At 43.6% G+C, this 20,350-nt stretch carries 18 protein-coding genes; 8 read left to right on the forward strand and 10 right to left on the reverse strand.

Annotated elements, in window-relative coordinates:
• Positions 1-37: 37 nt before the first annotated feature.
• From QME20_RS05570 to QME20_RS05590, 5 genes are all read right to left on the reverse strand, one after another.
• Positions 38-1,279, reverse strand: a complete 1,242-nt coding sequence (locus tag QME20_RS05570; protein ID WP_281715588.1) for a M56 family metallopeptidase — start codon at positions 1,277-1,279, stop codon at positions 38-40.
• Entirely contained in the window at positions 1,272-1,664 is a 393-nt protein-coding gene (locus QME20_RS05575) for a BlaI/MecI/CopY family transcriptional regulator (protein ID WP_014950296.1), read from the reverse strand. Before QME20_RS05575 ends, QME20_RS05570 begins: the two co-directional genes overlap by 8 nt.
• A 162-nt stretch (positions 1,665-1,826) precedes the next feature.
• The gene (locus QME20_RS05580; protein WP_281715589.1) at positions 1,827-3,812 is read right to left on the reverse strand and encodes a class I adenylate cyclase; all 1,986 of its coding nucleotides are present in this window, start codon (positions 3,810-3,812) and stop codon (positions 1,827-1,829) included.
• A gap of 169 nt (positions 3,813-3,981) precedes the next feature.
• Entirely contained in the window at positions 3,982-4,641 is a 660-nt protein-coding gene (locus tag QME20_RS05585; RefSeq protein ID WP_239257960.1) for a hypothetical protein, read from the reverse strand.
• A 187-nt stretch (positions 4,642-4,828) separates the two neighbouring features.
• Positions 4,829-5,380 (reverse strand): DUF4136 domain-containing protein, encoded by a 552-nt coding sequence (locus QME20_RS05590; protein WP_281715590.1) that lies wholly within the window; start codon positions 5,378-5,380, stop codon positions 4,829-4,831.
• A 275-nt stretch (positions 5,381-5,655) separates the two neighbouring features.
• On the opposite strand from QME20_RS05590, the gene QME20_RS05595 reads away from it, so the two are divergent.
• Positions 5,656-6,717, forward strand: a complete 1,062-nt coding sequence (locus QME20_RS05595) for an L-dopachrome tautomerase-related protein (RefSeq protein ID WP_281715591.1) — start codon at positions 5,656-5,658, stop codon at positions 6,715-6,717.
• A 17-nt stretch (positions 6,718-6,734) separates the two neighbouring features.
• Positions 6,735-7,286 carry a DsrE family protein gene (locus tag QME20_RS05600; protein ID WP_281715592.1) on the forward strand — a complete coding sequence of 184 codons (552 nt, stop codon included), beginning with the start codon at positions 6,735-6,737 and terminating at the stop codon, positions 7,284-7,286.
• Between the two features lie 316 nt (positions 7,287-7,602).
• On the opposite strand, the gene QME20_RS05605 is transcribed toward QME20_RS05600, so the two are convergent.
• Positions 7,603-9,285, reverse strand: coding sequence for an acyl-CoA dehydrogenase family protein (locus tag QME20_RS05605; protein WP_281715593.1), 1,683 nt, complete (start codon positions 9,283-9,285; stop codon positions 7,603-7,605).
• A 249-nt stretch (positions 9,286-9,534) separates the two neighbouring features.
• Here QME20_RS05605 and QME20_RS05610 point away from each other — a divergent pair, with 249 nt between their 5' ends.
• The 4 genes from QME20_RS05610 (at position 9,535) to QME20_RS05625 (ending at position 14,439) form a co-directional block, all read left to right on the forward strand.
• Positions 9,535-10,335 (forward strand): PaaX family transcriptional regulator, encoded by an 801-nt coding sequence (locus QME20_RS05610; RefSeq protein WP_039228509.1) that lies wholly within the window; start codon positions 9,535-9,537, stop codon positions 10,333-10,335.
• A 185-nt stretch (positions 10,336-10,520) separates the two neighbouring features.
• Positions 10,521-11,633, forward strand: coding sequence for a hypothetical protein (locus QME20_RS05615; RefSeq protein WP_281715594.1), 1,113 nt, complete (start codon positions 10,521-10,523; stop codon positions 11,631-11,633).
• A 184-nt stretch (positions 11,634-11,817) separates the two neighbouring features.
• Positions 11,818-13,743 carry a GGDEF domain-containing protein gene (locus tag QME20_RS05620; protein ID WP_281715595.1) on the forward strand — a complete coding sequence of 642 codons (1,926 nt, stop codon included), beginning with the start codon at positions 11,818-11,820 and terminating at the stop codon, positions 13,741-13,743.
• A 228-nt stretch (positions 13,744-13,971) separates the two neighbouring features.
• Complete coding sequence (locus tag QME20_RS05625; RefSeq protein ID WP_014950289.1) at positions 13,972-14,439, forward strand: hypothetical protein; 468 nt, start codon at positions 13,972-13,974, stop codon at positions 14,437-14,439.
• A 204-nt stretch (positions 14,440-14,643) separates the two neighbouring features.
• On the opposite strand, the gene QME20_RS05630 is transcribed toward QME20_RS05625, so the two are convergent.
• Both QME20_RS05630 and QME20_RS05635 read right to left on the reverse strand, forming a co-directional pair.
• Entirely contained in the window at positions 14,644-15,987 is a 1,344-nt protein-coding gene (locus QME20_RS05630; RefSeq protein WP_101565404.1) for a M24 family metallopeptidase, read from the reverse strand.
• Positions 15,988-16,147: 160 nt separating this feature from the next.
• Positions 16,148-16,528 (reverse strand): VOC family protein, encoded by a 381-nt coding sequence (locus QME20_RS05635; protein WP_069944783.1) that lies wholly within the window; start codon positions 16,526-16,528, stop codon positions 16,148-16,150.
• Positions 16,529-16,634: 106 nt separating this feature from the next.
• Between QME20_RS05635 and soxR the strand changes: the two genes are divergently transcribed.
• Together soxR and rlmF are read left to right on the forward strand one after the other, a co-directional pair.
• Positions 16,635-17,111 carry a redox-sensitive transcriptional activator SoxR gene (gene soxR / locus QME20_RS05640; protein WP_014977126.1) on the forward strand — a complete coding sequence of 159 codons (477 nt, stop codon included), beginning with the start codon at positions 16,635-16,637 and terminating at the stop codon, positions 17,109-17,111.
• Between the two features lie 6 nt (positions 17,112-17,117).
• Positions 17,118-18,107: a 23S rRNA (adenine(1618)-N(6))-methyltransferase RlmF gene (rlmF, locus tag QME20_RS05645; protein ID WP_278346147.1), complete on the forward strand. Its 990-nt coding sequence runs from the start codon at positions 17,118-17,120 to the stop codon at positions 18,105-18,107.
• A 118-nt stretch (positions 18,108-18,225) separates the two neighbouring features.
• On the opposite strand, the gene QME20_RS05650 is transcribed toward rlmF, so the two are convergent.
• The gene (locus QME20_RS05650) at positions 18,226-18,948 is read right to left on the reverse strand and encodes a TorF family putative porin (RefSeq protein WP_014979915.1); all 723 of its coding nucleotides are present in this window, start codon (positions 18,946-18,948) and stop codon (positions 18,226-18,228) included.
• Between the two features lie 138 nt (positions 18,949-19,086).
• Positions 19,087-20,304, reverse strand: coding sequence for a BCCT family transporter (locus tag QME20_RS05655; protein WP_187446756.1), 1,218 nt, complete (start codon positions 20,302-20,304; stop codon positions 19,087-19,089).
• Between the last annotated feature and the right edge of the window lie 46 nt (positions 20,305-20,350).

Here is a 20,350-nt window from a genome sequence, read left to right on the forward strand (position 1 = left end):
CGATACGCTCCTTTTAGTATTCTGACAATTTTGGGGCTTACTTGCTCTGTTTGGGTGGAACGATTATACGCTCTACATCAGGGGAAGCGTTCTTTTCAACACTCGCCGTATCAAGAGAGGCACCAAGTTGATAGTCTAGCTGCACCAGAAGGCCGGTCTGCCTCACGCCTTTGCCACCTTGAATACGAGGCTTGTATTCCCATTGTTTCAGGGCAACTTTTGCACTTTTATCAAATACGCCAGCAGGTACCGATTTTACTACTTTTACATTATCTGTAGCGCCCGTTTCAGTAATATCGAAGGAGAGTACAACGAAACCTTCTACATTTTGCTGCGCTGCTTTTTCTGGATAGCTTGGTGGAACGCGTTTAACCGGCGATGCCTGGTTAATCTTAGCTTCAGATTTGGTCTCTGCTACTGGCGCATTGGCTAAAGCCGTGTTGATGGTGAGCATGGCGGCAATTGAAAGTACGCCTGCAGCTAGTACCTTATTGTTACGCATAGGTTGCTTTATCGCGTTTAAACGTTTGATCATAGTCCTTTTTTCTCCAAAGGTTGGGTAAAGCCCGCGTGTAAAGTGCAGGGCGTCTGAACCATGCTCGGCACACTGCACGAGTGCTTTTGCATAGGTGAGTTTTTCGTTGTCTGTCTTGTCTTTCAGTACTGCGTGATCACAAGCCAATTCTTGATTAATTCTGAAGGATTTTAGCGCAAGCCAAACCAGTGGGTTGAACCAAAATACAATAGCGATAACCAGCGCTAACGCGTTCCACAGGTGATCGTAATGCTTGCGATGTACGTTCTCATGCTCTAATACCAGTGCTTGTTGTTGAATCGAAAATGCACTTTTAAATGAGAAGGGAATAAGCACCTTTGGGAAGATAAAACCAAATAGCATAGGTGTGGTAGCTTTACTGGAATAGTAGGCATTGGTGTGGATAGCGTTGCGCTTTCCTATCGATGCCCATATTTTAAGATGATGCGCTAAGACATAGGCTGTAATTGCGCTTACGCCAATTGCCCATACAGTAAACCAGGTTTCAAACTCAACGGTGTTTAATGTGGGCTTAACGCCAACCACATAGCGAGCAAAGCTATTTGATGGAATGTTAACCAGCGACATTGGAAGGTTGTTGACTATGAGGCAAGCTGGTATCAGCGCCCATAGCTTATAGGTAAGCGAAGCCCCAATTTTATTAGTGAAAAAGTGTTCGCACACCATGAGTAAAACAAGCGCTAGCGACAAAACACCCTGCTGAACAATAATCCAATCAATCATTGTTTTCTTCCCATTTCTTGATAAGGGCTTTGAGCTCGTCCACATCTTGTTTAGATAACGAGTTTTGATTTGCAAAACCAGCGACCATAGGGGCGATCTTGCCTTTAAACAGTCGGCTAACAAAACTTGTGGTTTCTTTTTTTGTATAGTCTTCTTTAGCAATCAGTGGATAATAAAGATACTGGCGCTGCTGCTTTTCAAACCCTAACACTTCTTTTTTTACCAAGCGGCCTAACAAGGTTTTGACGGTTTTTTCGTGCCAGTCTTTTTTGTCATTAAGTCGCGCAATAACCTCGTTCGACGTGGCAGGATGGTCGTCCCACAGTACGTCCAGCACTTCAAATTCAGCGTTTGAAATTTCGGGTTTGTCTGACATTTTACTCATAATTACGACGTCTTTTATTTTGATTACATTTGTAGTCCATGCTTTTAGATTACACTTGTAATTCTAAAGCGCAAGCTTTTTCTGCATGTTTTTTAAACGGAGAGATAGTGTGAGATGGAGTACTACGCTTGGCGCTTCTTTGAAAGCGTTACGTTGGGTGTATCAGTATAAAACGGTGAAATTAAGCTCGTTAGCTTCTAAGAACTCGCCGAGTATTCGTGCTTGTTGATTTCCACGTGGCACCATTACATAGCACGGCGGCTTTGGGGTTACTTCTTGTAAGTCGTACCACAGCGTATCCAGCACGTCGCTGCCGTGTCTCAAAAAGGTTTCACCCCAAGACGTCGTATAAAGAATGGATACATTCTCTACCGTGGCTTTTTGGCGTAGGGTGGGGAAGTTCACAATGGCAAAACATGCCGTTATGCGTTCTGGCGCCAGCAAGTCATTACGCGGTAGTGACGACACTTTGACAGGAGGAAAATACTTGCACAAATGCTTAAGCAAATCGTTCAAGTCTAGTTCGCTCACTTCACCGTAATTGTAATCGAGATAAACCTTACTGTTTGTATCTATTATTTTGCTCGACACAAGCCAGACCATCAGTGCAATGGCGCTAGCCGCTTGAGTAACTTTCTGTGAATCGTCGATAATGCCCGATTTGCTCAGTAAATCACCAGCATAGGCTGACCATACTTCATCACCATTTTTGAGCTGACGCATAGCAATGGTGATCTTTTCACAGTAAAGGCTTTCATCAAAAGCGCGTCGCAAAAACTCAATTTTATCCGGCTTTTTAGCGTAATAGGTACTTAATCGGCGACCTAGAACGGTCATGTCTTTTTGATCCATCACCTGTTGATGATGACTGATCTCTTTGGAGATACGGCGGTAACACTTTAATAAAAAGCGGTGAATTCGACGGCTCAGCTGCACACGTTCATTGAATGTCCAATCTTGTTGGTTATCCAAGTGGGCAAGTAGTTTGCGGCTCCACCCCCACTGTTTTGCATACGAGGCCATAATTTTGCGTTTGAAATTCGCTTGCTCACCTTCTACAAGCGGGTGGCTCAATGTACACCCACATTTCAAATATAAACACTGCTGCAATACAGCAATATCTTCCGCCTGACCATTGGCTTTGTAGTGAGCGATGAGTTCGTCAAACATGAGTGCGTAGGGGTCGATATCTGCAACATGCCCTGGAGCTTCAGCACCGCGGTGTACATGCTTTTTCAAAAGGTTGCACAGTGGTTGTCCGTGGGAGATATTGGCAAGGTATACTTCAAGCTTTGCCATTTTTAATACGGACTTGAATGGCGAGTCCATGGCTTTGCCTAATTGCCAGATGGCGGCGCCAAAAAGTTCGCTTGCGTCTAGTCGCTCTAAGTGACCCAAGTCCATGAACCAGTCTACGTCTGGTGAGCCGCCTTTTTCCAAACTATTGTAAATAGCCTGATACTGCTTCTCTGTTGTTTTCTCTGGAGTAAGCCACCAAAACGGCGCTTTGCCTGCTACTACTATATTGGTGTTGTAAAACTCAGCTTTTAGAAACAGGGCTTGCGCCGAGCCCGCGCTTTCACCTTCAGCGACGCCAAAATTGTTTTGCTTAACTTTATCTATCTCAGATAAAAAGAAATGCACTTCAATACCAAAGGTGTTATCCGCCCATTTTTCAATGGCTGTTAGCTTTTGTTGAAGTAAAGTCAGCTCAGTCGTCGAAAAACGTTTACCGTCAATACACACCCAAAAATCAAAGTCTGAGTCGTCAGTCTGAGCAATAGTCCCCACGCTACCCATTAAAACTAGTGCATCAACCGCCCGCTGTCTTGGCCAAATTTGCTTAATGTCTGAAAACAAGTGACTCTGTGCAGGAAAACAGCGCTGCAAAGCTTGTTCTACATCAGGTCTAAACGAGTAATTGTTGATACCAAATGGAACGGTTTCACCCGAAGTGAGTGGGGCCACATATCCTGGAAGGGCTTCGTGGTTAACATGCACAAGAAAGGGTAGCACATGAAAAAGCGGCCTGTGCTTTTCAGGCATGAGCGTGAGTGCACGCTCAATACGTGCTTTGTTGTATCGCAATACGCGCAATAACCTAATGGTAAGGTTTTGCTGAACGGAAAGCGGCTGTTGCGCTGCCATTATGTCAATCTGCACTTCATCATGCAGTCAAGCATAGCGTTATTTCGCGTCGACTTCCTCTAATTTCGCACAGAAAAAGTGATTCTTAATTTGTGATATTCCGTACTTACCTGCTCTCGTGTAAGAGGGAGGTAATGAATAGAGACTTATTCACTTTGTAAGATTGCCCTTACTGCTTATCAAATGCATCAATTAGCGCATCAGTTTTACCATCGGAAGAAAAGCCGAACCCGTTTTTATTGAATATCAGCGTATTGTCAGACGTCACTGACGTTCGGGCTTCTTTTAAAAATGACTGGATAGTCGCTTCGTCAGTGCCTTTCTCTTGTAGTGTTGATGCAAATGTCGTGGCATCTCCCCATTCTTTGAACTGAGACAGACGAGATGTTTGTTGAATAAGTGACGTAAGGTTGGTGTCCTTTTCTAGGTACTGTTGTAGGCGCAACGTGGTTTTATCAAGCTCTTGCTCGCCCTGACTGCTTTCAATTACCAGCTCGCCTTTACTCACCGTTAGCTTTGTATCGTCTGAAATACCAAGTTTTGCCGCTAAATCACTTAATTCCGAGGCAAGCTTTTGCCGATTAAAATCGAGGTAGTTTGCAATTGTGTTGCCGTTGAGTGAGGCCTCGCCGCTTTCTATTTTTTCAAGATATGTGTCAATTTGATTGCCCTGTAGTTCACCATTAAACGCACTAAACGCATCACCGAGAGCATTGGCCTGCTTGGATTTTTCTACAACATCTTGAAGTGCGCTTTGGGCATTTGCTGTGTCGCCCAAGTAATTGAATAGTGAAGGTGAAGATGACAAGTGGCTGTATGTGGTATCCATTTTTGACTCTGTGTAGCTCACTTCATAGCGTGGGGCATAAAAGTGGGGACCTAATGTAGGCATTCATATGCAAAATAAAGTGCAAAATCAGCGCCAAGTTCATCGTTATGAAGAGTTTTTATGGAGTAAGGGCTCTTGCGAGCCCCTAGCGAAGAAGTCAGTTCTTAATTGTTGACCCAGGTGTGAGCTACCTGTTCGACGGATATTGTTCAAGGAGCTTGATGACGAGTTCATCAAGTTTATTTTGAATGCTGATACTGTCTTTCGACTCCAGCTCTACCGCTCCTGACGCGCTGTAAACAAATGTACCGTCTTTAACCATGTCAATTTGAAGCCCTTGTTGAAGCGTGGTTTGCTCTCCAACCGGAATGCTAAAAATGCTGCCCAATGAAATGCCGCCAGAGCGACCGTAACTTCCAGTGCCCAGCCCTAGATTCAAGGTGGTGCCATCCTCTTTAGTGGTGGTGGAAGGTAGGTATCCCACCGCGATATCGGCGTCCTCCTCCGAAGATGGGGTGAGGCCTTTCTCAATGAGGCGCTGGGTAATGGCTGAGGAAAGATGATTGGCCAGCGTCGCGTTGATTGGGTTTAGAGGAGGCTGAATATAGAACGTTTTAATATCGGCAAAGTTTTGTGTTTCATCCATATTTACCTGAGGCTTACTACTACTGCATGCTGCAACCACGACCATACATGCTGTTAAAAGTAGCACTGTTTTCAAATACTTTGCCTTTTGCATTAAACCAGTTCCACGTTTTTTCATCATACTGCTGTGCATAATTTCAGTAAAGTTTGTTAGCTCTTAACTTAAACGAGAGCATACCGTGTTTTGGATCTCATAAGTGGTAAAGCTAGTTTCACCACTTGATTTTCGTCAGCCTGCATAGATAAGCCGCTAAAAGGTGTTCCACATTCACAATATGACCGTATGCTTTATTCCATTCAGTTTTGTTAATGCGCACCGCTTTGTGGTGTGTGCTGACAAGCTAAGCCACTAATTAAAGGTAAAAGGACATGAATACAAAGCGTATAAAACAAGGGGTACTTGCCACGAGTGTCGCCGCACTTTTTTCTGTAAATGCAATCGCGCAACATTCACCAGACGCGAATGTTGAATTAGTGGGCGACATAAAGGGCACGCAAATTACCGGTGTTACGGTAAGTAATGATGGTCGTGTATTTGTGAATGCGCCTAACTGGCGTGACGGCGTTCGCTTTTCCGTAGCTCAGGTTACCGACACTGGAGAATTTGTCGCTTACCCTAATAGCCAAACAAATGAATGTGTGGCACAAAGTGAAGTAAGAAAAGACTGCTTTTTAGCGGTGCAGTCAGTGGTTGCGCACAAGGATAAGCTGTATGTATTGGACACCCGAAACCCTAAGTTTAAAGGTGTAGTGGATGCACCTCGCTTATTTGTTGTTGATTTAGCCTCAAACGAGATAGAAGGAACCTTGATACTTAGCGAAGACGCTTACCATCCTGATTCGTACATTAATGACTTGCGAGTAGACGAAAAAACGAATCGCATTTATATGACCGACTCGGCTCACGCGGGTTTAGTGGTATATAACCTTGATGACAATACCAGCTATCGTATTTTAGATAACCATAAAACCACTAAAGCTGAAGTCGATGCGTTAAGTATTCAGGGCAAACCCTTTACTATGCCTGTTCAGTCTGACGGGATCGCGCTTGATACGTTAAACGATACACTATATTTTCACGCGTTGTCTGGCTATTCGCTGTATGCCATCAACACATCTGACATCGAGAAATCGTCAAATGACGTGTTGGCAGAAAAAGTGCGAAAAGTAGCGACGACAGGCGCACCAGATGGCATGATTTTTCATCAAGGTAATGTTTATTTGGCCGACTTGGAAAAGCAAGAAGTACAGTACCTTACGCCAAGCCTAGACCTTCGCACCCTTGTGAAGGGTGATGTGGTGAATTGGGCTGATACCTTTAGTATCTACAACAATGCGCTTTACTATACCAATAGCAAAATACAAGATGCGGGTAGTGATGTTAGCGACATGACATTTGAAGTGTATAAGACAGCGCTACCTGCGCGTTAAAGTTCGAGGAATTAGCGATGAGCATCACAAAAGGGAGCGGCAGCGCGTCACTGGGGTTTGCAGCAGCACTCATAGTAGCCGGGCAAGCTTCAGCTAAATCAGATTTTGATTATGGCCCTGTGTTTGACACTTTCGGCAAGCATGCTCATGTTGAGGGCGTAAGTTTTCCTGAAAATCAGACATTCAAGGTTGCGTTTGACGTAGCCAAAGCGGCAAGCCCTGGTGAGGTAAACCGCAAGTTTGAATCACTGGCACGGTTTATCAATATGCACGTAGCCAACGGCGTTAAGCAGGAAAATCTTTCGCTTGCGCTTGTCGTTCACGGCTCTGCCACAGAAGAAGTGCTTAAAACTGCAAACTTCAAAGAGCGTAAGGGCTTACCTAATGGAAACGAAACGCTACTTGTAGCGTTGATGGAGAAAGGTGTAGACATAATAGTGTGTGGGCAGTCTGCCGCTGCCCATGGCGTTGAAAAAAGTGCGTTGATAGACGGAGTGAAAATGGATTTGTCAGCCATGACAGCCCACGCGCGCCTGGCACAAAAAGGGTATTCGGTTAACCCTTTTTAAGTTGTGAGTTAATTCCTCTTGCGCACAGGAGCTTAACTATAGCTTCTGTGCATTGGCTAGGTAGGGCCTGTTGACCTTTGCTGTACATTTTTGCAGCGGTCTGTGTGCCATCTAGACAAGGCGAATGTTTGACGGTTTAGTGGTTCTAAATCGAGAACATTCAACGCAGTATAGATGGCACAAAGGCGCTGCCCGAAGGGGTCGTTATGGAAGCCTTTTACTCTTTGTCACAGTCCTTTAACTTAGCCCGCTAGGCTTGCAGGACTGTTTCGCGATTAAAAGGCTTCCATTTAGACCAAAATTCGTACACCAAAGGTCAACAGGCCCTAGACGATACCTGCCCAAACGCAATAATTTTCTCAAACGGTGTGGTGTCGGGTAATGTACCTAAGGCAAAACCACATGCATTGCCAAGCCTTGATTCACAGAAGGTGTGGGCAATGTCGATAAGGGCGTTGTCGTTATTAAGTGACGTAGCAAGAAGTGAACATGCTTGTAGCGCTAGCGCCATTTGTTCTGTTAAATATCGGCTGCGCGTTTCCATATTCTGCGTGTTTGATAGCTCGTCAAATAGCTTACTAAGATGAATATCATAGTGCTTGTTTTTGCCTGCTTGTGTTTTAAGCTCACTAAACAAAGCCTCTTTAACATTGGGCTCTTTGGCGAGTGCGCGCAGTACATCTAAACATTGTACGTTTCCGCTTCCTTCCCAAATAGAGTTCAGAGGCGCTTGGCGATAGTATCGTGGCATGGGGTTTTCTTCAACGTAACCAATACCGCCTAAACACTCTTGAGCTTCGTTAACAAACATAGGCGTGCGTTTACAAACCCAGTATTTTCCAATGGCGGTGGCCAGCCTTGCCAGTGCAGCTTCATGATTATTGCTCGATGCACTATCAACCGCTTTGGCAACGCGCATAGTGAGTGCAGTAGCAGCCGCACATTCAATGGTGAGGTCTGCCAACACATTTTGCATTAAAGGCTGATTGACTAAGGTCTTGCCGAATGCGTCGCGATGACTTACGTGGTGTAAGGCGTGAATCAGTGATTGTCGCATAAGTGCTGATGAGCCAATCATACAGTCTAACCGCGTAAGCGACACCATATCTATGATCACCGGCACACCACGGCCTTCTTCGCCAATCAAATATGCCGTGGCTTCCTGAAATTCAACTTCAGACGATGCATTGCTCCAGTCACCCAGCTTGTCTTTCAAACGCTGAATTCGCACGTTATTGAGTGCACCATTTTCCAACAACCTTGGTAGTAAAAAACAGGTTAGTCCGCCTTCGGCTTGCGCAAGTATAAGATGAGCGTCGCACATGGGGGCTGAGAAAAAGAATTTATGCCCTACGATATGGTAACTTCCATCAGCCTGTTTAACCGCTGTAGTGGTATTACGCCTAACATCCGACCCACCTTGTTTCTCAGTCATCCCCATACCAATGGTCAGTCCATGTTTCTGACTAGCTGGCAGGGAACGAGGATCATAAACACCATTAATGGTTTTCTCTAGGTATACGGGTGGCAGCTGCTTTCCATACCGCATGGCCGGAATAGCTGCGTGGGTCATAGTCAGCGGGCAAGACGTGCCAGACTCAGCCTGATAATGCATATACATTAGCGCTGCCCTGAAGGTGTGTGCGCCTTCAATGCCTTCATGCTTCCACGAATAGTTGTGTACATTGTGCTGCATCGCACTTTCCATAAGCGCGTGATAGCTGGGATGAAACTCAACATCGTCAATGCGGCGGCCATAGCGATCGAATGTGTGGAGAGTTGGCTTATTCTTATTAGCAAGCTCTCCGTGAGCCATAAGTGCATCCCCCGCGATTTGACCATACTGGCCTAATAACCCTTCGTCATGCTGGTGGGATGATGGCAAATGCTGATCGACTAACACGCGCAGTAAGGTGTCATCACGCCACAAATTGTAGGGCGTGGAAATGGTGGGTTGGTTTTCTACAACGTGCGTAACAAATCGATTTGATGAAGTCATGGCATTTCCACTTGGTGAATATACAAGGTGTACCCTTGAAATGGGCTTTTACTTTAAAGGGCTACGTTAAAGCACTATCTCCAAGTACTACCTTAAAACATTACATTAATAGTTGTAAATTGGTATTTCATGTAATATTTGTGCGCGGCGCGTGTTTATATAATGATGAATGCGTATATGTTTGGCCTTAAGCCAACTTATATTTCAATTAAAATTACGTCCTATCTGAGACAAAGAAGTAAATAGAGTTTGCAATTAGAAAAACAGAAAAAGCCCAATGCAAGAAAGCTACTGCTAAAGCTATTGGGCTCCCGTGACAATATTCAAATGAATGCCAGCGCAGCTGTTCGCGTAGGGGCGCTGTTTGGTATTTCTGAAAATAACATTCGGGTAACGCTCACGCGTTTACAGTCTGCACAGCTTATTACCTTGGTTGAACGCGGTTTTTACAAGCTGGGCGACAAAGGCATTCGTTTTGCAAAGGAAATTCATCAGTGGCGAGAGGATGAGGATGGGCTTGTACCCTGGCAAAACGATTGGGTTGTCGCTCAAACCAGCACGCTTCCTAAAAGTGATAAAAAGCAGCTCAGAAATAATGAACGAGCGCTGAAGCTTTTGGGGATGAGAAAGCTGACAAACGACGTTTACCTCAGACCGAACAATTTCTCAGGCGGAGCAGGCGAAGTAAGAGACAAACTTTACACACTTGGTCTATCGAGAAAGGCGCTCGTGTTTAGTGCCAGCGACTTTGACACTAAATCACACAGCAGGGCGATGGGATTATGGAGCCACCTAAACCTAGAGGCACTTTATAAAGACGGATGCATCGAAATAGAGGAATCTCTTGCTCGATTAACGTCTTTACCCCTTGAAGAAGCAACCAAAGAATCTTATGTGATAGGAGACAGGGCGTTATACCACTTGGTGTTTGACCCCTTATTGCCATCGCCACTTGCAGATGTAGCAATGCGTGAGCGCTACCGTAATCTAGTAAAACGGTACGATGATGCTGGCGCACAAATTTGGCACCGCTTTTTAAATCAAAACTAAGCGAGATTAAAGGTAAACAGCTCAAAAAGAGGGTTACAGATACGTTACACACAGTTGAGCGTAAATTTCACATATAGATGTATTGTGTGAGAACAGTCAGAGAGATGAGACGGTAAGTAATTATTTGGCCGCATAGAACGCTAAGTGTAATTAGCTCTAATGGAAGTAGCGTAAATGGAGAGAAGATGACCGCATCAAGACCGTTATTTAAGCATATTCGTAATCATACAGCGCTTTTCAATGAGCTTTCTCAGTATCGAAACGCCGCTGTAGATACCTTGGGGTTTACGGGGTATGAATTTCATAAAACGCCAAAGTTTGTAACTGAAGGTGGAAGTCGGCTTACCATCGAACCAGAGAGAAGCATTGTACTGCCTAAAGTTCATGCGTTGTCGGGCTTGAAGAATAAGCTGACACAGGCTATTCCCACGTTACATATGGTTGAGCATAGTGAAATAGGCTATCGCTACCCAACGGCAGCGTTGGCTGGGCTAGACGCGCCATTTATTAAACGTATGCGTTCTGAGTATTTTCACAAAGTGGATGAAGATAGAAGTATTTGCCGCCCTGTGAATTTGTCGTTCGGAATTAAAAGTCGCGGAAAAGCTGACAACCGACAAGAATACGAAGTGTGGATGCCAGATGAAGCGCCAGATCAAAATCCGCTTCCTTTGCTCATCAATGCCTATGGCGAAGACTTACCCGATGATGTAAGACACTTTGTTGAACAACCCTCAAGAGTACACGGTTGGATGGGGGTTAAGCGGGCAGCATTTGAAGCGCTTTACACAAACAAGCAACATTGTGGTGATTTGATCATTTGCGTCGCCATGAGTGTAGACGCCTACAACATTGGCGCTAAACCCGATCTAGCTTATTCTCCTGAAGCAGAAAGCTCTATTGCTGTAAGCAACGCAGAGTTTGAGTGGGAAATAGAGGGGTACTATGCTCCGCGAGGCTGGGCGTTTGACCACGATGATGTGTGGGCAGCAATAAATCACACGTTAGAAACTATCAATGCGCCGCTCGATGATTTATACGGCAACGAAATCATTCCTATTGCCGAAAGTAAAACGGAGCGAATTTTGTCAACATTGCAATCACTGGGCGTTAAGCAGGAAGAAGTAGACGAACTCAATCTTCAGCCTTGGGAGTTCATGCTAACCGAAAGTGAGCATAGGGTTAAAGCGCACGATCCCAGCCGTTCGGTTAATTTATTAGGTAGACTAAATCGACTCTTTTACCAACCAGAGCAGCAGTTGCCTTCACTAAATTGGATGCATGACTTAATTGTTTAAGTTGACGAATTAGAGTAATATAAGGGTTTGCTGATGCTTCGAGCCTAGAGGCTAGTTAAAAGTTTGCTAGGATGAAAATGTTGGTTCTTTTTCGACGTTTTTGCTGAAGTATAGGTAAGCGTTTGCTCCTTAAAGAAGTTTTAGTGCTATACATTAAGTTATAACTAAAATAGGGGAGCACGTCTTGAAGCATTCTCAGTCCTTATATTCCCTTCAAATGAAGTCAACTCAAATGCGCCTCAAACATTATCTATTGATCACCTGTCTTTTCAGTCTACAGGCGTTAGCTAATATCAATGATTTTTCTGAATTGAATGCTGATAGGACTTATGCCGATAGCGCTGAAAAATTATTGGAGCGGTTAGCCAATAAATTAGATGCATCTTCTCAAGATAAACTCCATAAACTCGGTGCATTGAGTTCGCCGCTTCAATCAAAGTTCGAGTTGAGTAAATTGTTGATGTATTACTATATATCTTACGACGAATATTCACTCGCTCTAGAGCAAGTAAAGTCAATTGAACAAAACGCTCTGAATACGAAGTCTGAAAGCCAACTCGCTTTTGCGAAGCTATCCGAAATTGCTATTCTCAGCCGTTTGGACAGGGTCAAAGGGAAGCGCGCTGGAAGTGATGATTTAAAAAGGTACTATTCCGGTCTCTCTTCACAGGTAAAAGACGCACTCAAGTTCAACTATATTGTTTTTGTCGCGCTATCTGAAAGGAGTAGTCGAGAGGCCATGCTTCTTGGCACGGAAGTAAACTATTTATCAGAAAATAACTCTGGAGTGGGGGATCTGATGATGGGTTTACACGCTGCCTATGTAGTAGAAAACGTTCCCTCTATCAAAATTGAGCTTTTAAATCGATATATAGACTTCTGTGAAGCTCATGATATACCCGTTAAATACTTCATTCATTTTTACAACGTTATTAGCTACTTTCTAAAGCAAATAGGTGACCCCAATATTGTAGGCACTTACACCGATCGATATTTGGCCTACGCGACCGCATCTGAGGATCAAAACGAGATTTACTTTGCCTCACTAAAGAAAGTTGAACAATTATTTTTATTAGGCAAAAACAAAGAAGCTCTCGTACTGTTGGAGCAGGCTGAAAATGGCCACAATTCAGTACCCGAGCGCTGGAAGTTACAAGGTAAGTTTTTGAAAGTTGAGTTACTCGCCTCCCTTGGTCAACTAGAGCGAGCAAATCAATTGTCAGAGTATTTAAGTAACGTACTTAATTCTAATGGCTTAGACGAGCCTTCAGAATTCAAAATTGCCAACACATTGCTTTCATCGTCACAAGGTAACGTTGCGAGTGCATTAAAGCAGATTCAAGCCGAGTTTAGGCGATTCCGCTTTGACGTAACAATGGACCGTTTGAATTACTTGGAAGAGCTAACGAATGCGAAAGAGCAGGAGCGTAAGGCACTATTTGATTCAAGAGACAAAGCACGTCAGCTAGAACAAACTAATCAACTCCTTGTTTTCTGTATCGTTTCCATTTCATTGATGGCGATATTCTTAGTCAAAATGATTGTAAGCAAGAGAAAAGCCTACGAAAAGCTTGAAATCGCAAACAAAACAGACTTATTAACGGGAATGCTCAACCGTCGATTCTTGCAAATGAAACTGGAGCAAACTTTCTCCATGTTGAGTAAGAGTCGTAGAAGCGAAGAGGCAGTACTGCTTTTTATTGACATCGATATGTTCAAATCTATTAACGATAACTTCGGTCATACAGTGGGTGATAAAGTTATTTCTATGGTCTCTGGGCAAGTGATGGACTGTATTAGAGAGCGAGATTATGCAGGTCGTTACGGTGGTGAAGAATTTGCGGTAATACTTAATAACCTAAATGCTGCGCAAGCCATGGATATAGCAGAGAGGATCAGAGTTAAAGTTAGAGAGCTAGAGGACTGTACTTTGCTTGGACAAAGAAAAGTGTCAGTAAGTATAGGTGTATCAGCATTTGATGATCGATTTAAGTCTCTTAACGAATGGTTGAATGATGCTGACCAAGCTCTTTATGAGGCGAAACGCAGTGGAAGGGATCAAGTCGTTCGGTCTAACTTCAATGAACCACCTCAAATAGTGGAAGTTTAACCCTAGTCGACCTTTTGGAAATCTGTAACTAAAAAGACTTATATGTAAAATTTTATATAAAATATGTTGGTTTTTGTAAATAACTTTCAGTTTTGTCGTGATTTGTCTGTTTATTTTGCTATTTCTGTAATTGAATTACGAAAAATGCTTTATTTTTTGAAAGTATTGTTCATAATGTATTCATCACTCAGGTGATATCTAATTTAGTTACAAAATAGGAATTCAAAAATGAAACTGTCTACTTTCGCTATTGCTCTAACACTATCTGTTGCTGCCACTCAATCTTTCGCAAAAGATGTTGTACTAAAGCCAATTAACGACAACATCGAAACACAAGCATGTTTAACTGCTGCTGAAGATGGTTTTGGTCCTGCATTGCGTCTTATCCGTTCAAAAGGTTTTAATGCAGAAGAGTTCAGTGCATCTGTACGTTGCAACGGCGAATCGCTTCGCACTTTTGCTTACATGTACAAAAACAACAAGGCGACTGAAAACGCGAAAACTGTAGCACTTGTTGCTAAAAACCAAGATGTTGCGTCACAGGCTTGTCTAGAAGCGCTTTCAGTAGGTAAAGAAGCGGCACTAGCGAAGTTTGGTTTGGAAGGTGAGAACATTATTTGTAACCACAAAACAATGTCTGACTTTGTTCGCGAATACAGTGCAGAGAACGTAGTTGTTCGCACTGCTGCTGAATAAGACTGCGTTTTAGGATAGCAACCTACTGCTAATATTTAGTACAGTTTCATGGCCTTTCGCTTGAAAGGGCGAAAGGCCTGATACTTTACGCTTCGCTTAATTTAATTCTACGTAAATCTTCTCGCATCGGCCAACCTTTAGCCGCGCCGTTCAGTTTCTTCATTTCGTATAGGTCTTAAAATAGGCGTAACGCTCCACCTATAGTTATTGGTTTTCATCTGAATGAATCAAATGAAACTCAGTTTGCCTGCCATCTAAATAGGTTACTGACTGACCATCAAAAAATGCATCTTCTTCCAGCATAATTCTAATTTCTTTGTTCCACTCTTTAATAAAGCTTGCTGCATTGAGTTCTATCGAATAAGCCGTTTGTGCAAACACTGGATAGTCACCTTGAACTGGTACTCCTTCCTGTGCATCCCACATTCCTATCGTTGGACCTGCCGCGTGCCCATGAAAACCAAGCGGGTGGGTGTAAATAGCGGGCGTAATGCCTTGTTCGATAGCCTGCTGTCGCGACATACTCAAAATAGTGTTACCTGTTCTGCCTACTTTAAAATTACCGGTCAGAATGTCCTGCAACTGGTTTCCAGATTTAAGTGCTTCCTTAAGTGAAGCTGGCGCGTCTTTTTCACCAGGCTTTAACACGTAAGCATGCTGCTGTTGATCAGTATTAAGTCGAAGGTAAGTAATGCCGAAATCGACATGAATGAGATCGCCCGGCCGAATGATGTTTTCACCAGGACGCTTGCTAAACGCGGTAATTTGGTCGAAGACTTCACTGTCTTTACGTTGAATTGAGACAGTAGGATGAAACCAGTTGGTCAGCCCTAAAGCGCGCGTTTGATCACGCAGCCACCATACTACATCGTCAGTGGTGGTCACGTTAGGGGTTATAACTTCATTTGAAAATGCCGTTGCTATCAATGAATGACCAATTTGAGTAAGTACCGGATAATATTGCATTTCAAGGTCACTGCGCGTTTCCAGCCAACCGATTGAGAGTCTTTCGCCACTTACAACGCGGCTTTTCAGCGCTTCAGGAAGTACGGCCATAAATTTATCGTGTTCGGTAGAGGTCATGCCATCAGCGAGCGCAAATGAATCAGACGTATTAATGGCAATTTTAGCGGGATTCCGGGCTTCGATAACGTGTTTCAATGCCTTCCACTGGTCGGGTTGTGCTTCCTTATCCCACGCTTTTTTAAATAGTGACCCTACCGCATATCTTGCAACGGCCAAACGTTCTAGCGGTTGACCATTGCCGGGGTTATAAATGACTAACATGGTATGACGTCGTGCGGAAATCCAAGTAGAAGGTAACATGGTTTTTAAAACGGGATCTTCGTTGTATTCCCGGGACATTAACACCCACATGTCGATGCCTTCACGCTCCATAATTTGGGGCAGCACAGAATTGAAGCGTTCAACGGTGATTTTATCAATCAGCTCGCTTCGCTGTTTCATACTAAGAATGTTATTCGCCCATGCGTTTGCCGATAGGGACAACATTACTAAACCTAAACTTATCGCTAGTAACTTTCTCATCCATGTTTCCTGTCTATTATTATTAAAATGACCACAGTGCGCGTTCATTTTTAGTAAACAAACCTAGCAAACAAAAATACAAAGTAAAACGCGCACGAGTGGGGTAACGTTAATCTAACACTAAATTTGAAAGTTCAGCTAGGCGTATCAATTAATAGCCCTAGTTATATGAAACGACTTCAATCTCTATGTTTTGCTGAGCCATGAAATAAAAGCGTCTACCTGGTTCATAATCGCCATGGCTAAAAGTATTGAAATTTAGTGCCAGAACCCGCTGCTCTGTTTCGTCTAAATTAGGCACAACAATACCGATGTGGTTGATATTGGCGAGGGTTTTATAATCGCTTTCAATATCATTGATAGCTTTAGGTCTGTAAAGGGCTAGGTAGTCTTTATCGTTTCCTACGTGCACCGTGTAGCCGTCATTTTTGGCGCCGCCGCTCCACCGTACTTTCCAACCAAATAGCGTACAAAGTAAGCTGGCTAGCTCATCTGGGTTTTCAACGGTGATATTCGCGTGCTCTAAGTATGCAGTTGTCATGTGTTTTTCCTTGTGTAGATAATCAACGAAAAACAGCTTAATATCTAAAGCTAACTTTAGATCAAGCATTTTTTACCCGCTATTTCGAAATTGGAAAAGGGGCGTTATGGCACCAGAACCTATGGTAAGCATTGGCTTTATTGCTAAACGTACTGGCAATGCTGTTTCATTAATTCGCTATTATGCCAACGAAGGGCTTATTCCTTCTGTGCGCACAAATGGCGGAAATAGAGCATTTCCTCGCTCTGTCATTCGTAGAGTTTCCTTTATTTTGATCGCGCAAAATATGGGGTATTCCCTTGCTGAGATAAAGAGTCTGTTGTCTACACTTCCAGACAACAGAACGCCAACACAAGCTGATTGGGCAAAATTAAGTACGGTGTTTAATCAGCATATCGAAGCAAAAATTGCAGCGCTGACCAGTTTGAAGACGTCGTTAGAAGGCTGTATTGGCTGTGGGTGTTTGTCATTAGACCGCTGTAGGCTTTACAATACCGACGATAAAGTGGCAGCCCAAGGTAGCGGTGCCCAGTTGCTCGATGAAAACGTGCAATCCCAGTTCTTAGTTTCACACAAAAAGTAGCGCTTCATGCACCCAAAAAATCTTCACAAGAACGGCTATCCTATGGATACGCTGTGCCAGACATACCCAGCGCTCAAGTCTTTTCTTGTTCGTGCTAAAAGCGGCAATACCAGTATAGATTTCACCAGCCCAAAAGCGGTGAAGGTGCTTAATGCGGCCTTACTTCATCACTACTACCGCCTTGAATATTGGGATATTCCTGATGGCTACTTATGCCCTCCTGTACCTGGAAGAGCAGATTATATCCACGGTATTGCTGATTTATTGAAATCAACGAGCAGCAGTGCGCAGGGTGAGCAGAGTCAACAGGGGAAAGATCAAAACGTTCGTGGGCTTGATATAGGCGTAGGCGCAAATGCTATCTATCCTATTATCGGCGTTACATCCTATGACTGGTCGTTCGTAGGGAGTGATGTTGACGACGTCGCAGTAAAAAGTGCTAAAGCTATTGCTAGTAAAAATAGTGTGTTAGCCCATAAATTCCAAGTGCGTAAACAATTGAATAGAGCAAGTATTTTCAACGGCGTGATTGAAGCAAATGAACGATTTACGTTTACTATGTGCAATCCTCCGTTTCATAAGTCTGCGCAAGAGGCACTATCAGGCACGCGAAGGAAGACATCTAATTTAATCCGCAATAAACAGAAACGAAGTGGTGCGAAGTTCACCGATAATCGTGAGCAAGGTTTTGGGCATCGTACATCCAAGCTACAAGGTAAAAATGCCGCTTACCAAGGTAAGGACGCAAACTTGAATTTTGCGGGCCAAGCGAATGAACTGTGGTGCGAAGGCGGTGAACTTGCCTTTATTCAGCGCATGGTTAAAGAGAGTGTCTCTGTAAAAGACAATGTAGAATGGTTCACCTGCTTGGTGTCGAAGAGTGCCCATTTGAAACCAATTAAAACCAGTATTGGTTATTACGGTGCTGCGCAGTGTAAAGTGATTGATATGGGGCAGGGAAGTAAATTGAGTCGTTTTGTTGCGTGGACTTTTTAACCGTCGTATCGCTAAGTTAAATTGACCGAGTACAGTTGAAGCAGCATAGTGCGAGCACGCATAGCATTTGATAAGGAAAGTGGCTCTTGTTCTGAAGAACCACTTTCCAATTCAACGTTTAGAAGCTGAAGGTTTTTGATACACCAAACACAATGCGCTCATCGGCGGTATCAAAATCAAGATTGGTGTTTTCAGCAGCAATTTCGAAATCGAACCCTTCATAGCTTGTTTGGTAAGCCAAACGGTAGTGGTAGAAAGAGGTGTCATCACCATTCCACAGCCACTTGTCACTGTCTAGTGAGTTAGATACGTCAAAGCTTGCACGTAAATGATGGTTGGGTGCTAGTTCAAAGGTATGAGCAACCATTGCGATAGCGTGTTTTGCGCCTGTTCCAAAGTAATCCCACGTGTACCAGAAGTTTAGTTCTGAGCTACCGTAGTCACTGGCATAACCAAACTTGGTATACACCTCTGGGTAATTGCCATCACTTGAATCATCGCCACCGTGATAAGAGTAATAAGCGATGCCGTAGTCCAAACTCACCGTTTCGGTTAGCATTTGGTAACGACCCACGTAAAAATCCCATTCAAGGTTTGTATCGCCACCAAAATCTACATTAGATGCCCACGTGCCTGCATAAGTGCCGTTATCAAATGCTTTATCAACACCGCCTTGTAGTGCAGGGTCGTTTTGTGTTTGGCTAACGCCGTTGAAGGTATAATCTGAAACCGCAGAGATATTGGCGCTCCAATCAGCGAATGAAGCTGAAGAATATAACGCTGCGACAATAGCCACTGTGAAAATATGCGTGGATGTAAAAAAAGAATTCAATTTTTTCATTGTTAAACACCTGTTTTTATCGTTGTTTTATTTGGCCCGCTTCCTAGTTAATGCGCTTTTACGCCGGTTTCGGGCAACACTTACCCCCATTGGCTCAAAGTGAGCCAATGTTAATGAGGTAAGAAGTGATTGATTTAATTAGTTGAGATTTTCTATCTTGGTAAAGTCGATTTTGTTTTCTTTCGGCGATGTTTTGATGGCCGTCACCGATTTAAACTTCTGACTTAGAATGAAAGCAAAGCAGCTAAAGAAGATAGCGATAACTAACGCACCCACCCACTGAATTTGCAAGAAGTCTAGTTTGAACAGCAGCGTGAGTAGCGAAAGCGCCACGATATTGAGAGCAATGTAATTGCCTTTACCGATGCGTTCAACGGTCATGTTTAGATTATCTGTGTACAGTCTAATCAGTGAATCAAGTGAGTTGATCACAAAGACGACACCCACACACACCATGGCTAAATTGGTTATCCCCTCAGTAGGAATACCTGCACTGTGATAGTGGTACAGTACCGAAAACCAAGCCGCAATGGGAATAGATGGAATGACCATCATAGCCAACATGACTTGATAAGTTTTAAGACCGCCCACAAAACGAGACGTAAACTGACCAATCATGATGCTCCAGCTGAACCACCAGAATAGATAGAACTCGTGATACTCATTAATGGGTAATACGAAGTTATCGATGTTCGCAAAGTACCCACCAATAAGACCTAGGTTGGTAAAATAAGCCGTTATCTCACTTTCGCCAAATACAAATGCTGCCGCCCACATGCCAACAATGAGTGCGATGAATACCCATGTGGTTGTAAGGCTTAAAATACGCACGTATTTAATGCTAGTGCTCGAATATACGGCAAAAGCAATGGCTGCAAACACAATCAGGTAGAACGCAGGCACGACAGATTCTCCGTCGCCTACCGACGGTAAATACCACGGAAGGTTAGACAGCAGTAGAAACGCCGTGAAAGCACAGGTTCCGATGATTACAACGTTGTTTACGAACTTAACAACGGGAAGCTCGAAGAACTTTACTTTCGGTTCGATTACGCAGAAATAAAAACAAGTAAGAAAGTAGAATCCCCAAATTAAGAATCCCCAGAACCCAAACTCAATGGCGAGCGGATTGGTGAAGGCATATTCAGGACTTGCGCTTATGTCAGCATAACCAGCAAATTCAGTGAGCGGGAACATAATAAGGCCCACGTCCAAACCTGAGGTAAAGAGAATGGCAATAAAGGTAAAGGTTCTAACTGGCGTTACGCCGACCACTTTCATGTTGCCCCATTTAAACAAAATATAGGCTACAGAAAGTAGAGTGAAAATAATGCCTGCACTAAGCCATACTGTCATTATCACCCTCCCAATATTGATAAAAATGAAACATGTTTTTTCCTTT

The sequence above is a fragment of the Alteromonas sp. CyTr2 genome (assembly GCF_947311905.1).
Lineage (GTDB): Bacteria > Pseudomonadota > Gammaproteobacteria > Enterobacterales > Alteromonadaceae > Alteromonas > Alteromonas macleodii.

Excerpts from the sequence above, each read along its gene's own strand:
- QME20_RS05570 (WP_281715588.1), bottom strand. The coding sequence starts at position 1,279 with ATGATTGATTGGATTATTGTTCAGCAGGGTGTTTTGTCGCTAGCGCTT.
- QME20_RS05575 (WP_014950296.1), bottom strand. The coding sequence starts at position 1,664 with ATGAGTAAAATGTCAGACAAACCCGAAATTTCAAACGCTGAATTTGAA.
- QME20_RS05580 (WP_281715589.1), bottom strand. The coding sequence starts at position 3,812 with ATGGCAGCGCAACAGCCGCTTTCCGTTCAGCAAAACCTTACCATTAGG.
- QME20_RS05585 (WP_239257960.1), bottom strand. The coding sequence starts at position 4,641 with ATGGATACCACATACAGCCACTTGTCATCTTCACCTTCACTATTCAAT.
- QME20_RS05590 (WP_281715590.1), bottom strand. The coding sequence starts at position 5,380 with ATGCAAAAGGCAAAGTATTTGAAAACAGTGCTACTTTTAACAGCATGT.
- QME20_RS05595 (WP_281715591.1), top strand. The coding sequence starts at position 5,656 with ATGAATACAAAGCGTATAAAACAAGGGGTACTTGCCACGAGTGTCGCC.
- QME20_RS05600 (WP_281715592.1), top strand. The coding sequence starts at position 6,735 with ATGAGCATCACAAAAGGGAGCGGCAGCGCGTCACTGGGGTTTGCAGCA.
- QME20_RS05605 (WP_281715593.1), bottom strand. The coding sequence starts at position 9,285 with ATGACTTCATCAAATCGATTTGTTACGCACGTTGTAGAAAACCAACCC.
- QME20_RS05615 (WP_281715594.1), top strand. The coding sequence starts at position 10,521 with ATGACCGCATCAAGACCGTTATTTAAGCATATTCGTAATCATACAGCG.
- QME20_RS05625 (WP_014950289.1), top strand. The coding sequence starts at position 13,972 with ATGAAACTGTCTACTTTCGCTATTGCTCTAACACTATCTGTTGCTGCC.
- QME20_RS05630 (WP_101565404.1), bottom strand. The coding sequence starts at position 15,987 with ATGAGAAAGTTACTAGCGATAAGTTTAGGTTTAGTAATGTTGTCCCTA.
- QME20_RS05635 (WP_069944783.1), bottom strand. The coding sequence starts at position 16,528 with ATGACAACTGCATACTTAGAGCACGCGAATATCACCGTTGAAAACCCA.
- soxR (WP_014977126.1), top strand. The coding sequence starts at position 16,635 with ATGGCACCAGAACCTATGGTAAGCATTGGCTTTATTGCTAAACGTACT.
- rlmF (WP_278346147.1), top strand. The coding sequence starts at position 17,118 with ATGCACCCAAAAAATCTTCACAAGAACGGCTATCCTATGGATACGCTG.
- QME20_RS05650 (WP_014979915.1), bottom strand. The coding sequence starts at position 18,948 with ATGAAAAAATTGAATTCTTTTTTTACATCCACGCATATTTTCACAGTG.
- QME20_RS05655 (WP_187446756.1), bottom strand. The coding sequence starts at position 20,304 with ATGACAGTATGGCTTAGTGCAGGCATTATTTTCACTCTACTTTCTGTA.